Below are 12179 nucleotides of genomic sequence, written 5' to 3'. Positions count from 1 at the left end.
CCTTCCCCAGGGCGGGTGAGCGCTCTCCCGCCCCAGGCCGGGTTGTACAGTTGCGCAATACGGCAAACGTTGCCGCATAGTGAGACAAGCGAGACGAAGAAGGGGGCGGTCATGCTCCGCAACGGACTTGAGCCCTGGCATCTGCTGATCGTCGCGGTCGTGTTCCTCCTGCTGTTCGGGGCCCGGAAGCTCCCCGACACCGCTCGGGCGCTGGGCAAGTCCATGCGCATCCTCAAGAGCGAGGCCAAGGCGATGAAGGAGGAGGACGGTACGCAGGGCTCCGCCGGCTGAGCGGCCCCCCCTCCTCCTGCTCCTCTCCTAGCCTTCGTCGCCTTCGTCCTCCTCTCCCTCGAAGAAGTCCCCGATCTCGTCGACGACTTCCGCGGCCACCATGCCGCCCACGACCCCTACGGCGAGGCCCGCCGCGCCGGCGGCCACGGCCGTGCCCAGGCCCGGGCCGGAGCGGTGGGCCTCGGGGGAGTGGAGACCGGGCTGGTGCGCGCCGCCGTGGCCGTACGCCGCATGGCTGTCGTAGGCGTCGCGGTGCTCGGTCACCTGGCGGATCCAGCCGTCCACCTCTCTCTGCCAGTCGAGGGTCGGCGCGTCCTCGTGGCGCACGGTGAAGCGGGTCAGGGCGTCATGCCCCGACGACCACAGTCCGCCGCGCTTGTCCGCCTCCAGGACCACCTCGACGCCCATGGGGGAGGCGAGGAAGGTCAGCTCGATCTCGTTCACCGCGTGCGCGTACTGGGGGGCCGGGGTCAGCTCGATCTCCTGGTAGAACGGCAACTGCTGGCCCGTACCGCCGATGCGGCCGTACTCCAGGTCGGCCGAGCGGAAGCCGAAGCCCAGTGCGCCGAGGGCCTCCAGCACGGCCTCCTGCACGGGCAGGGGGCGGACGGCGAGCGGGTCCAGGTCGCCCTTGTCCCGGGCGCCGGCCACCGCGACCTCGGTGCGCACGCCCAGCACGATGCCGAGCGGCTGTCCGTACAGTTCGGTCACCGGCGTCTCCCAGGGGAGCGGGACACTGAACGCCAGCTCGCGTTCCTCATGTTCACCGAGCCGGAAACCGCCGCCGACGGTGAACCGCTCGAAGGCGACCGTGCCCTCGCTCTCTCCGTCCGCGTGCTCCGCCTCCACGCGGGCGATCAGCTCCAGGCCGATGTGTTCGACCTCCACGGCCGTCGCACCGCCCCGCAGCAGCACCCGCCCCGCCAGGGCCCCGCCGGGCAGCGCCGCGCCGCCGTCGAGCACCGTGTCCACGGAGGGGCCGCCGACCCCGATCGCGCCCAGCAGCCTCTTGAACACCATGCCGTAGCTCCTTCGTTCATCACGTCACCCGGACGGCACTCCACGGCCGCCCGACTGCCCGATGAACTCCCGGCAAGCGCAAAGAAGTTCCCAAGTCACCTGTTCGGGGGACCCCTGGCTTGTGATCCGGCCCGGTCCGGCCTCCTCCGCTCCGCCGAACCAAGCAGGGGCCCGGCCCCTCGCCGCCGGGGCACGGCGGTCTCGGCCGCCCGACGCAGGGCGCACGACCGCGGCCCGGTTACCCCCTACCGAGGGGCGGGCGCACCACGGCCACTGCGCCCCGGCTGGGTTCGCTCCCCGGCCGTCGAGTGCCCGGCGCGGCACCGCCACTACGTCACCGAGGCCCGGCGCGCCGAGGCCACGGCGCCATCGAGACCCGGCGCGCCGAGGCCACGGCGCCATCAAGTCCCGGAGCGCCAGGGCCACTCCACCACCGAGGCCCGGCAGCGCCGACCCGCTCCACCACCGACACCCGGCGCGGTCAGCCCGGCGTCAAGGATGGCCCTGCGCGAAGAACGGTCCCGGCGTCAAGGATGGCCCCGCGCGAAGTCCCGGCGCCAAGGACACCCCGGCACATACCGAGACCGCACCGAGCCGGCACCGAGACCGCACCGAGCCCGCACCGAGCCCGCCTCACCGCCCAGGTCCCGGCTCAGGCCGCGCCCGCCTCCTCCGACGTCAATGCGTGAGCCTCGGCCCGCTTCCGCTCCCGCTTCCGCTCCCGCTTCCGCTCGCGTCGTTCGCGGCGGCTGACGCGTGGTTCCTGGTCCGGGAGCCAGCCGAAGGTGAGGCAGCTGCCGATGGCGCCGAGGAGCAGGCCGATGAAGAAACCGCCCAGGTTGGAGGTGAGCCAGCTGCCCAGGGAGAGCAGGATGCCGGTGATGGAGTAGAAGAGCCGCTGGGAGGGATTGAAGAGGATCAGCAGGCCCAGCAGCACCATGAGGGTCGGCAGCAGATAGCCGGCCAGGCCCTGCATGCCGATGTGCAGCACGACCTTCAGCGAAGCCTTCTCGGTCAGCAGGATCTCGCCGCCGCCGAGGGCGAGCAGCAGCCCGCCCCAGAACGGCCGGCGGGCCCGCCATCCGCGGAAGGCGAGCCTCGGTCCCGGGCGTGGACGGTCCGGCACGGTGATCAGCAACCCGAGTCGCTGAAGCGCAGTTTGAGACCTGGCAGCTTGAACACGCCAGCGGTCGTCGCGTAGTTGGTCTGCCGCAGATGGGCGATCCGCACGGTGTCGGCCTGCTGGCTGAAGACGCCGATCGGACCCTTCACGCCCGCCTTGGTCAGCGTGCTGGCGTCGTTGCCGATCTCGATGTTGTTGAACGCCGCGTCACCCGACAGCTCGGTGGAGTCGGTGGTCAGGTCGGTCGCGCTGACCTTCTCGGACCCGCTGCCCGCGGTGATCAGCAGGTTGGTGCCGCCCAGGTCGACGCTCTGGCACAGCTTGGTGAGCGTGGCGTGCTTGATCGCGGAGGTGATGACGAGCACCTGACCGCCGGTGTCCCCGGCATTGGGGCTGCCCTCCGCCATGTTGTCGAGCCCGCCGAACTGCTCGAATCCGGTGCCGTTGAGTTCCGTGGCGGTGACCGTGAACGGCATGCCGGAGATGGAGAACTGCACACCCAGCGCTCCCTGTGCGGTGAGGACCGCGAGGCCGGCGGCGACCAGGGTGGCGGGCACGGCCATCACGGCGGCGCGGCGGGCCCGGACCCGGCCGCGCCGTGCGCCGGCGGTGGTCCCGGCGGCGTTCTGGGCTTCGGGCGGGGTGGCGCTTCCCGGGGTGTCGGGGGTGTTGCCGGCGGACGGGACGTCCGGGGACGAGGCCATGTCTGCTCCCGTGGGCGCGGATCAATGGGGCGCGGATCAATGGAGCGCGGATCAATGCGGGTTGGGCTTCAGTGGCGCGGTGTCCTGGCGCGGACAGCGGATGCCGCGCACGCCTCCTCGCAACTCCCGGAGGGCGCGAGGGATTTCTCGTTACGCGGCAGTAGCCTTCGAGGAAGTTACCGCCGGTTACTTTCAAGGGTCAAGGGAGATGTGAAAAAAGGGTGTCGGATGTGCACGGACCGCAACTGGGCAGGCCCAACTACCCTTCGACCACTTGACCCTGACGGTTGATCAGGTCTACAACTTCCCCTGTTTCCCCGGATCCGTGGCGCCGGATCCAGCAAGCGGCACCCGTTCGCGTCAGACGTGGCATCCGCCGCGTCCCTCCTGCGGCACCGGCCGCGTTCCCGGCCCTGTCACGGCAACCGCTCCACCTCTCAGTGCGGCTCCGGCACGGTCACTTCCCTCGTTCTCTCCGTGCCAGGCCGCCCCTGTACCCGGCCCGGCCGGAGGTCTTCCCCCGAGGCCTTCGGCCGGTGTCCGGTGTGCCGCCGTCGCGGGTCCGCCGCGTACGGAGAAGGCGTGACGGCCCCGCGCCGGCGGCATCCGTACCGATCGCACACCGATCGCACCCCCCACCGCACCTCGTCTGTCCCCCCCACTTCGGAAGAGAGGCACCCCCATGCGTACGCGTTCCCTCCTCGCTCTTGCCGGCACCGCCACGGCGCTCGCCCTCACGTGGGCCGCCCCGGCCTCCGCGGCCGGCGCGGTCCTCACCACCGGCAGCACCGGCGGCACCGCGGTCGCCGTCGGTGACACCCTCACCGCGCCGCTGGCCTCCGGCACCTCCGCCACCTTCTATTCCAGCGCTACCGGCACCAGCGGGATCAAGTGCACCGGCTCGCAGTTCACCGCCAAGGTCACCGGCAACCCGACCGCACCCGGCACGGCCACCGAGTCCGTCACCGCGCACACCTTCGACAACACCACCTGCACCAGCAACGTCACCGGTGTCCTCGGCGTCAACGGCATCACCATCAACAACCTGCCCTACTCGGCGACGATCACCTCGGCAGGCACCCTCACCGTCTCGCCCCCGAGCGGCTCCGTCATCCAGGCCACCGTCCAGCTGCGCACCCTGCTGGGCACCGTGAGCTGTGTGTACCAGGCGCCCGGGCTGACCGGTAAGGCCGACAACGCCGACAGCAGCATCACCTTCACCAACCAGCAGTTCACCAGGACCTCCGGTTCGTCGCTGTGCTTCGCCAACGGCTACTTCACGGCGAAGTACGCCCCCGTCACCGACGCGGGAGCCCGGGTCTACGTCAACTGACCGACCGGATCGCGCGCTTCAGCGTCGTCGTAGACGCCGTAGCCGCAGAGTGAGGGCGGCGCCCCCGGTGAGCAGCAGCACCGCGGCGGCGCCGCCCGCCAGTAGCGGCGCCGAGGGGCCCGACCCGCCGTGCGTGGTCTGTGCGACCGGCGTTCCGCCGTGCACGGCAGCCTCGGCCCGGTCACCGCCGTCGCTCGTCGACCGGCCGGTCGAACCCGCCACCGGGGAACCCGGCTCCGATGGGGCCGGTGCGGCCGACGCACCAGATGCGGCCTGCGTATCCGGTGAACTCGCCGTCGGTGCGGGCCGAGCGGACCTCGCCGCCCCGGCGGATTTCGCGCGCTCCGGGAAGACCACGTCGGAGCACGCGTAGTACGTGTCCGGCGTGCTGCTGTTCTGCCAGACGGTGTAGAGCACCTGACGGCCCGTCCGGTCCGCGGGGAGCGTCGCGTTCAGGCGGTACGCCCCGTTCCGCAGCGGCGGGTCCGTGACCTCGGCGAAGGGTCGCGCGGGCAGGTCGGACCACGTCAGCGGCCGTGAGGGATCGTAACCCGGCTTGGTCAGGTACAGCTTGAACGTGCCCGTGTGCGCGATGGTCGACGCGTAGGTCAGTGTCAGGTGGCCGCCCGGTGTCAGCCGCGTCGCCGGCCAGTCCCGCCGGGCCAGGTCCAGGCCCCGGTACGCCGGCAGGTTCCCGCTGCACAGTCCGCCGTCCGGGATCACCTGCCGGTCGCGGCCCGCCACCCCCGCCACACGCAGGTTGTCCCAGGCGGTGAACGGACCGCCGTTCGCCGCGATCGCCGCGCGGCAGGCCGGCGTCCGGGCGGCGCCCCCCTCGGGCGAGCAGGCGTAGACCCGGCTGACCGGGTCCGTGGGGGCTCCGTGCGCCTGGGCGGGCCCCGCCGCCCACGGCAGGAGCAGGAGCGGTGCCGTCGCGGCGGCCGTCCTGACGCCCAGGCGGGCGGTCGTTCGAGTCATCCGAGTCATCCGGGCGTCTCCTCGACGGGCGCGGGGAACGGGGCTTGCGCGTCCAGTACGGCCCCGCCGGCCGCCGTGTTCAGCCGGTCCGGCGCACCCGCGCGCGGGGGGCGTGAAAGCACCGACCGGTTCGGCTGTTTTGCGCCTGCTTCCACATCCCATTGAGGAGTCGGCCGTCCGCCTCGTATCGTGGCGATCATGGGGCGGCGCCCGCCGCCCCGGGGCTCCCGGACAGCGGCCGGCGACGAAGGGGAAACCATGAGGTCTCGCCCGTTGAAGAGGTGCGGAGCACCCGGCCGGCGGCGAGCGGGGCGATGACACGTGTCGTACCGCGCGCGTGGTCCGCCGGACTCCCGTTGCCTCTCGGTGAGTTATCGTATGCAACGAGTCAGAAACAAACCGCATGTCCTGTTCTTTTTGAGCGCGAGGAGGGAGTCCAGGATGCCAAGGCAGTTACGTGCCGAACAGACCCGGGCGACGATCATCACGGCCGCCGCCGATCTGATCGACCGGCACGGATACGAGTCCACCAGCCTGAGCGACATCGTCGCACACGCGAAGGTCACCAAGGGCGCCCTGTACTTCCACTTCGCCGCCAAGGAGGATCTCGCCCACGCCATCCTGGAACTCCAGGACAAGGCCGCGCGGCAGCTCGTGGCCGACGTCGAGAGCCGTGGCGGCTCCTCGCTGGAGGCCCTGATGCGCACCACGTTCGGGATCGCCCGGCTCGCCGTGGAGGACCCGGTACCGCGCGCCGGACTCCGCCTGGCCGCCGCGGACATCGCCGTACGGCCGCCGCTGCGGCACCCGTTCACCGAGTGGCTCGACTTCGCCACCCGCAAGTTCACCGGAGCCGTCCGGGAAGCCGACGTGCACGGCGATCTCGACGTCGGCGTCGTCGCCCACTCCCTCGTCTGCTTCTTCATCGGCACCCGGGTCGCCGGCCGCTCGCTCGAACCGGTCGGACGGCTGCCGCGCAGGGTCGCCGAGATGTGGCACCTCATGGTCCGCGGACTCGTCCCGGTGCACCGCCGCCCCCGCTATGTCACCCTCGCCACGCAGCTGGAGCGGGAGATCCGCATCGCCTGACGCCCGCGATACGGTGACGGACATGCCCGACATCCCCTTCGCACCCGTGATCCTCGGCAACGAACCCGGTTCGTTCCCGCACAGCGTGCTGGCCGAACGGCACCCCGCGATCATCCGGCAGGTACGGGACGCCTTCCCGTACGGCCCCGGGCAGCACACGGCGCTGGACGAGCTGCTGAAGAGCTGCACCGAGGGGACCGTCGAACCGCTGCCCGCCGACGCCCCGGACCGGGACCGGTGGCACGACTGGGGCCTCGCCGAGTACGCCGGGCGGTCCTGGTACGACGTGCCCTGGCTGTGGGCCGAGAGCTACTTCTACCGCCGGCTGCTTGACGCCGCCGGCTGGTTCGGGCCGGGCGCCTGGCAGGGCATCGACCCCTTCCGCCCCTTCAAACGCGCCGAACTCGACGCCCCGGAGACCGACGAGGAACTGGCCGCCCTGGACGGCCTGCGGGACCTGCCGGAGAACGAGCGGGCGCGCGCCCTGCTGCACGGCTCGCTCTGGGGCAACCGCGCCGACCTCGGCTTCCGGCTCTCCGCCGCGGGCGCCCAGGCCCGCGAACCCGCCCCCGCGCTGGTCGCCGACGACAGCGAGACCCTGTGGTCGCTGCTGCCGCCCGCCGGAACCGGCACGCTCGTGCTCGTCGCGGACAACGCGGGCCGCGAACTCGTCCCCGACCTCCTGCTGATCGCCCATCTCCTCGCCGAGGGCCGGACCGCCCGAGCGGTGCTGCACGTCAAGCCGTACCCGTACTACGTCTCCGACGCCACCACCGCCGACGTGGTCGACGCGCTGCACCGGCTGCGCGCGGCCCACGGGACGGCCGCCGACTACGGGCGCCTGCTCTGGTCGGCCATGGCCGACGGCCGGCTCACCGTCCGCGCCCACCCCTTCTCCTGCGCCCCGCTGCCGTACGCGGCCATGCCGGAGGACCTGCGCGCCGAGTTCGCCGCGGCCACGCTGACCATCGTCAAGGGCGACCTCAACTACCGCCGCCTGGTGGGCGACCGGCTCTGGCCGCCCACCACGCCCTTCCGGGAGACGACCGCGTACTTCCCCGGTCCGGTCGCCGCCCTGCGCACCCTCAAGTCCGATGTGATCACCGGCCTGTCCGCGACGACCGAGGCCGAACTGGTGGCGGCCGAGGGACAGAGCTGGCGGACCAGGGGCACGCACGCGCTGATCCAGACCGACCCGAAGGGTGTCGGGAAAGAGCCGGTCAGGTGAGGTGCAGCGGCAGCGACTTGATGCCGTTGATGAAGTTCGACACCAGCCGCCCGGGCGGCCCGGCGAGACGCGGCGGTCCGGGCAGGACGCGCAGTACCTCCTCGTGGAGCAGCCGCAGTTGCAGCCGGGCGAAGTGAGCGCCGAGGCACACGTGCGGGCCGTCCCCGAAGGAGACGTGCGGATTGGGGGAGCGGGTGAGATCGAGCCGGTCGGGAGCGGCGAAGACGCGCTCGTCGCGGTTGGCCGAGGCGTGGAACACCACGACCTTGTCGCCCGCCCGGATCGCGCGGCCCGCCAGCTCGGTGTCCCGCACGGCCGTCCGGCGGAAGGTCAGCACGGGCGGATGCCAGCGCAGCAACTCGTCGACGGCGGACGGCACGGCCGCCTTCCCGGCGCGCAGCGGCTCGTACGCCTCCGGGTGCTCCGCCAGCGCCAGCAGCCCGCCCGGGGCCGCGCCGCGCACGGTGTCGTTGCCCGCCACGGTGAGCAGGAAGAAGAACATCTCCAGCTCGGCTTCGGCGAGTTCGGCGTCGTGGGCGAGTGTCGTCATGATGTCGTCCGCGGGATACCGCCTCTTGTACGCGGCCAACTGTCCGGCGTAGGCGAACATGTCCGCCAGCATCGCCGGTGACCGCGGGTTCACCGGTCTGCCCGCCCCGTCCAGCACCGGGGGACCGGCCTCGTCCGGGTCCTGGTAGCCGATGACCCGCTGCGTCCAGCGCAGCAGCAGCCGCCGGTCGCTCTCCGGGACGCCCAGCAGATCCGCCAGATTCAGCAGGGCGTACTCGTCGGTGACGGCGGACACCAGGTCCACCGTGCCGTCCCCCGCCCGTGCCGCCTCCAGGGCGCCCGCGAGCAGCGTGCGCGCCCGCTCCCGGGCGACCGCCGCGAACCGGTCCACGCGCCCCGGCGTGAAGGCGCGGCTCACCAGCCGCCGCAGCCGCCCGTGCCCCGGCGGGTCCTGGTTGAGCATCATCCGCCGGATGAACGGCAGGTCCCCGGGGTCCGGGTCGCGGATCTGGGTCGCGCCGACGTACGACGAGTACGTCCCCGCGTCCTTCAGCACGCGCACGACATCCGCGTGCCGGGTCACCGCCCAGAACCCGGGCCCGGCCGGCCAGCCCAGCACCTCCGGTTCCTCCTGCCAGGCCACCGGATGGTGGTCGCGCAGCACGCGGTAGTCGTCGTGGGGCACCCCGTCGGCGTACCGGCGCGGATCGAAGACGTCCGGGACCGGTGGCGCCTCCCGCACGCTCACGCCGCCCCGCCCGCCCGGGGGTCACCCGCGTCGTCGGCCCGCAGGAAGTCCTCGACGGCACGGACCAGGTCCAGCGGGGCCTCGTCCATCGCGTAGTGACCGGCGCCCGGCAGCACGGTCAGCTCCGCGCGGGGGTACCAGGACAGCCAGGTCTGCCGCATGACCTCCGGGGACAGCGCCGGATCCAGCGCGCCGGCCACGGCCAGCGCCGGTACCTCGCTGCCCACGACGTCGGCGGTGAAGTCCTCGCCCGCCCACGACTCCAGCCAGGCCCGGAACGCCTTCGGGTCGCTGCGCTCCAGCGAGCGGGCGACCATCCGGTCCAGCCAGGCGGCGGGCCGGCGGCCCCCGGTGGTGACGTCGATGATCGCGCGCCGGTTCTCCGCCCGGTGCGCCGCGTCCGCGAACAGCGCGGCCTGCTCGCCGGCCAGCGGCATTCCGGAGGCCGGCACGGGGGAGACGCCGGCGATCCGGCGCAGGCGGTGCGGGGCGACGGCGAGCAGCCGCTGCGCCACCGCGCCCCCCATCGAGTGCCCGACCACCGAGAACCGGTCCCAGCCGAGCCGGTCCGCCAGCTCCACCAGGTCCACGGCCGCCTCGGCCGTCGTGTACGAGCCCGTGGCGTCCCGGGCCTCGCCGTAACCCCGCAGGTCCACCAGCGCATAGCTGAAGGACACGCGGTCCAGGTCCGGCAGGACGGCCGCGTAGGCGGACCGGTCGGCGAACCAGCCGTGCACGGCGAACACCTTGTGGGCGCCGTCGCCGTGCACCTCATGGGGCAGCACGAAGGAGGTCATGCGCCTACCGTGGCCCCCGCGCGCGGACACGGCAAGGCGCCCAACGCCACAACCGCCCACCGGAGTTCCCGGTTTCGTGAGCGGTTCACGCGATGGTGTGATCATGTGCCGCCGGCTGGATGGGCGTCCGGGGCCGCGGGTAGGGCCCGGCCATGACGCAGCCGTTCGAACTCCCGCGCTTCTACATGCCGTATCCCGCGCGGCTCAACCCGCACCTGGACGAGGCCCGGGCCCACTCGACCCGGTGGGCACGCGACATGGGCATGCTGGAGGGCTCCGGGATCTGGGAACAGGCCGACCTGGAGGCGCACGACTACGGCCTCCTGTGCGCCTACACCCATCCCGACTGCGACGGACCCGCTCTCTCCCTGATCACCGACTGGTACGTGTGGGTGTTCTTCTTCGACGACCACTTCCTGGACATGTACAAGCGCACCCCGGACCGGGCCGCCGGGAAGGCCCACCTGGACCGCCTGCCGCTGTTCATGCCGCTCGACCTCGCCACCACCGTGCCGGAGCCGGAGAACCCGGTGGAGGCCGGGCTGAAGGACCTGTGGGCGCGGACGGTGCCGTCGATGTCCGTGGACTGGCGCCGCCGCTTCTCCGTCGCCACCGAGCACCTGCTCAACGAGTCGATGTGGGAACTGTCCAACATCAACGAGGGGCGCGTCGCCAACCCCGTCGAGTACATCGAGATGCGCCGCAAGGTCGGCGGCGCCCCCTGGTCGGCCGGGCTCGTGGAGTACGCGACCGCGGAGGTGCCCGCCGCCGTCGCCGGCACCCGGCCGCTGCGCGTCCTCATGGAGACCTTCTCCGACGCCGTCCACCTGCGCAACGACCTGTTCTCCTACCAGCGCGAGGTCGAGGACGAGGGCGAGAACAGCAACGGCGTGCTGGTCCTGGAGAGGTTCTTCGGCTGCACCACCCAGGAGGCCGCCGACACCGTCAACGACGTCCTCACCTCCCGGCTGCACCAGTTCGAGCACACCGCGTTCACCGAAGTCCCCGCCGTCGCCCTGGAGAAGGGCCTCACGCCCGCCGAGGTCGCCGCGGTCGCCGCCTACACCAAGGGGCTCCAGGACTGGCAGTCCGGCGGTCACGAGTGGCACATGCGTTCCAGCCGCTACATGAACAAGGGCGCGCGCCCCAGCTCGCCCTGGCAGCTCCCCAGCGGCCCCGGGACCTCCGCCGCCGACGTCGGCGCGCTGCTCGCCTCCGCCGCGCAGGACCGGCTGCGTGCCTACTCCCACGTGCCGTACCAGAAGGTCGGCCCGTCCCGCATCCCCGACCTCTACATGCCCTTCGAGCTCCAGCTCAGCCCCCACCTGGACCGGGCCCGCGGCAACCTCGTCGACTGGTGCCACCGGATGGGCGTCCTCCAGGAGGGCGTCTGGGACGAGGACAAGCTCGCCGCCTACGACCTCGCGCTGTGCTCCGCCGGCCTGGACCCGGACGCCACCCCGGAGGCCCTCGACCTCAGCGCGCAGTGGCTCGCCTGGGGCACCTACGGCGACGACTACTACCCCCTGGTGTACGGCCACCGCCGGGACCTCGCCGCCGCCCGGCTGACCACGGCCCGGCTGTCGCGGTGCATGGCGGTGGAGGGCGCGCCGGCGGTCGTTCCCGCCGACGCCATGGAACGCGGGCTGATCGACCTGTGGACGCGCACCACGGCCGACATGACCGCCGACCAGCGGCGCACCCTCAAGACGTCCGTGGACAAGATGACCGAGAGCTGGGTCTGGGAGCTCTCCAACCAGGTGCAGAACCGCGTCCCCGACCCGGTCGACTACCTGGAGATGCGGCGCTCCACCTTCGGCTCGGACCTCACCCTGAGCCTGTGCCGGATGGGCAACGGCCCGGCGATCCCCGCCGAGGTCTACGCCAGCGGTCCGGTGCGCTCCCTGGAGAACGCCGCCATCGACTACGCCTGCCTCCTCAACGACGTCTTCTCCTACCAGAAGGAGATCGAGTACGAGGGCGAGATCCACAACTCGGTCCTGGTCGTGCAGAACTTCTTCGGCGTGGACTATCCGGCCGCGCTCGGCGTCGTCCACGATCTGATGACCCAGCGCATGCAGCAGTTCGAGCATGTGATCGCCCACGAACTGCCGGTGCTGTACGACGACTTCGAGCTGTCCGCCGAGGCCCGCACGCTCATGGACGCGTATGTGCGGGACCTGCGGAACTGGCTGGCCGGCATCCTCAACTGGCACCGGGAGGTCGACCGGTACAAGGCCGCATGGCTCGGCCGCCGCGCCCATGGCTTCCTGCCCGACCGCGCGCCCGCCCTGTCGCTCGGCTGACGGTCGCCGAATCTCCGCGTACGGAATCGGGCATTCAGGGAACTTCGGTGAG

At 72.1% G+C, this 12179-nt stretch carries 10 protein-coding genes and 1 pseudogene; 5 read left to right on the top strand and 6 right to left on the bottom strand.

The features are described 5' to 3' along the window. Positions 1-111 precede the first annotated feature (111 nt). A pseudogene (gene tatA / locus IE273_RS05005) lies at positions 112-285 on the top strand (Sec-independent protein translocase subunit TatA); the annotation flags it as partial. Positions 286-318: 33 nt separating this feature from the next. Here tatA and IE273_RS05000 read toward each other — a convergent pair. The 3 genes from IE273_RS05000 to IE273_RS04990 all read right to left on the bottom strand — a co-directional run bounded on the left by IE273_RS05000 (position 319) and on the right by IE273_RS04990 (position 3138). Then, positions 319-1311: a sporulation protein gene (locus IE273_RS05000; RefSeq protein ID WP_189813911.1), complete on the bottom strand. Its 993-nt coding sequence runs from the start codon at positions 1309-1311 to the stop codon at positions 319-321. Positions 1312-1963: 652 nt separating this feature from the next. Then, positions 1964-2437: a DUF6114 domain-containing protein gene (locus IE273_RS04995; RefSeq protein ID WP_229887083.1), complete on the bottom strand. Its 474-nt coding sequence runs from the start codon at positions 2435-2437 to the stop codon at positions 1964-1966. 5 nt (positions 2438-2442) lie between these two features. After that, positions 2443-3138: a DUF6230 family protein gene (locus tag IE273_RS04990; RefSeq protein WP_189813909.1), complete on the bottom strand. Its 696-nt coding sequence runs from the start codon at positions 3136-3138 to the stop codon at positions 2443-2445. Positions 3139-3820: 682 nt separating this feature from the next. Between IE273_RS04990 and IE273_RS04985 the strand changes: the two genes are divergently transcribed. Continuing rightward, positions 3821-4471 carry a Tat pathway signal sequence domain protein gene (locus tag IE273_RS04985; RefSeq protein ID WP_189813908.1) on the top strand — a complete coding sequence of 217 codons (651 nt, stop codon included), beginning with the start codon at positions 3821-3823 and terminating at the stop codon, positions 4469-4471. An 18-nt stretch (positions 4472-4489) separates the two neighbouring features. Here the strand turns inward: IE273_RS04985 and IE273_RS04980 are convergent, their stop codons facing one another. Next, the gene (locus IE273_RS04980; RefSeq protein ID WP_373309303.1) at positions 4490-5449 is read right to left on the bottom strand and encodes a lytic polysaccharide monooxygenase auxiliary activity family 9 protein; all 960 of its coding nucleotides are present in this window, start codon (positions 5447-5449) and stop codon (positions 4490-4492) included. Between the two features lie 441 nt (positions 5450-5890). On the opposite strand from IE273_RS04980, the gene IE273_RS04975 reads away from it, so the two are divergent. Together IE273_RS04975 and IE273_RS04970 are read left to right on the top strand one after the other, a co-directional pair. Beyond that, the gene (locus IE273_RS04975) at positions 5891-6538 is read left to right on the top strand and encodes a ScbR family autoregulator-binding transcription factor (protein ID WP_189813906.1); all 648 of its coding nucleotides are present in this window, start codon (positions 5891-5893) and stop codon (positions 6536-6538) included. A 22-nt stretch (positions 6539-6560) separates the two neighbouring features. Continuing rightward, positions 6561-7766 carry a damage-control phosphatase ARMT1 family protein gene (locus tag IE273_RS04970; protein WP_189813905.1) on the top strand — a complete coding sequence of 402 codons (1206 nt, stop codon included), beginning with the start codon at positions 6561-6563 and terminating at the stop codon, positions 7764-7766. Here IE273_RS04970 and IE273_RS04965 read toward each other — a convergent pair. Together IE273_RS04965 and IE273_RS04960 are read right to left on the bottom strand one after the other, a co-directional pair. Next, positions 7759-9024 carry a cytochrome P450 gene (locus tag IE273_RS04965; protein WP_189813904.1) on the bottom strand — a complete coding sequence of 422 codons (1266 nt, stop codon included), beginning with the start codon at positions 9022-9024 and terminating at the stop codon, positions 7759-7761. The two genes, IE273_RS04970 and IE273_RS04965, sit on opposite strands and share 8 nt — an antisense overlap. Beyond that, positions 9021-9821 (bottom strand): alpha/beta fold hydrolase, encoded by an 801-nt coding sequence (locus IE273_RS04960; RefSeq protein WP_189813903.1) that lies wholly within the window; start codon positions 9819-9821, stop codon positions 9021-9023. Before IE273_RS04960 ends, IE273_RS04965 begins: the two co-directional genes overlap by 4 nt. A gap of 152 nt (positions 9822-9973) precedes the next feature. Between IE273_RS04960 and cyc2 the strand changes: the two genes are divergently transcribed. Beyond that, entirely contained in the window at positions 9974-12127 is a 2154-nt protein-coding gene (cyc2, locus tag IE273_RS04955) for a germacradienol/geosmin synthase Cyc2 (RefSeq protein ID WP_189813902.1), read from the top strand. Positions 12128-12179 lie beyond the last annotated feature (52 nt).

The organism is Streptomyces olivaceoviridis (assembly GCF_014650115.1).
GTDB classification, from domain to species: domain Bacteria; phylum Actinomycetota; class Actinomycetes; order Streptomycetales; family Streptomycetaceae; genus Streptomyces; species Streptomyces olivaceoviridis.
The sequence above is the reverse complement of the archived record's forward strand: the minus strand, read 5'-3'. Positions and strand labels throughout refer to the sequence as shown.

Coding starts and splice junctions, on each gene's coding strand:
- IE273_RS05000 (WP_189813911.1), bottom strand. CDS start 1,311: ATGGTGTTCAAGAGGCTGCTGGGCGCGATCGGGGTCGGCGGCCCCTCC.
- IE273_RS04990 (WP_189813909.1), bottom strand. CDS start 3,138: ATGGCCTCGTCCCCGGACGTCCCGTCCGCCGGCAACACCCCCGACACC.
- IE273_RS04985 (WP_189813908.1), top strand. CDS start 3,821: ATGCGTACGCGTTCCCTCCTCGCTCTTGCCGGCACCGCCACGGCGCTC.
- IE273_RS04980 (WP_373309303.1), bottom strand. CDS start 5,449: ATGACTCGAACGACCGCCCGCCTGGGCGTCAGGACGGCCGCCGCGACG.
- IE273_RS04975 (WP_189813906.1), top strand. CDS start 5,891: ATGCCAAGGCAGTTACGTGCCGAACAGACCCGGGCGACGATCATCACG.
- IE273_RS04970 (WP_189813905.1), top strand. CDS start 6,561: ATGCCCGACATCCCCTTCGCACCCGTGATCCTCGGCAACGAACCCGGT.
- IE273_RS04960 (WP_189813903.1), bottom strand. CDS start 9,821: ATGACCTCCTTCGTGCTGCCCCATGAGGTGCACGGCGACGGCGCCCAC.
- cyc2 (WP_189813902.1), top strand. CDS start 9,974: ATGACGCAGCCGTTCGAACTCCCGCGCTTCTACATGCCGTATCCCGCG.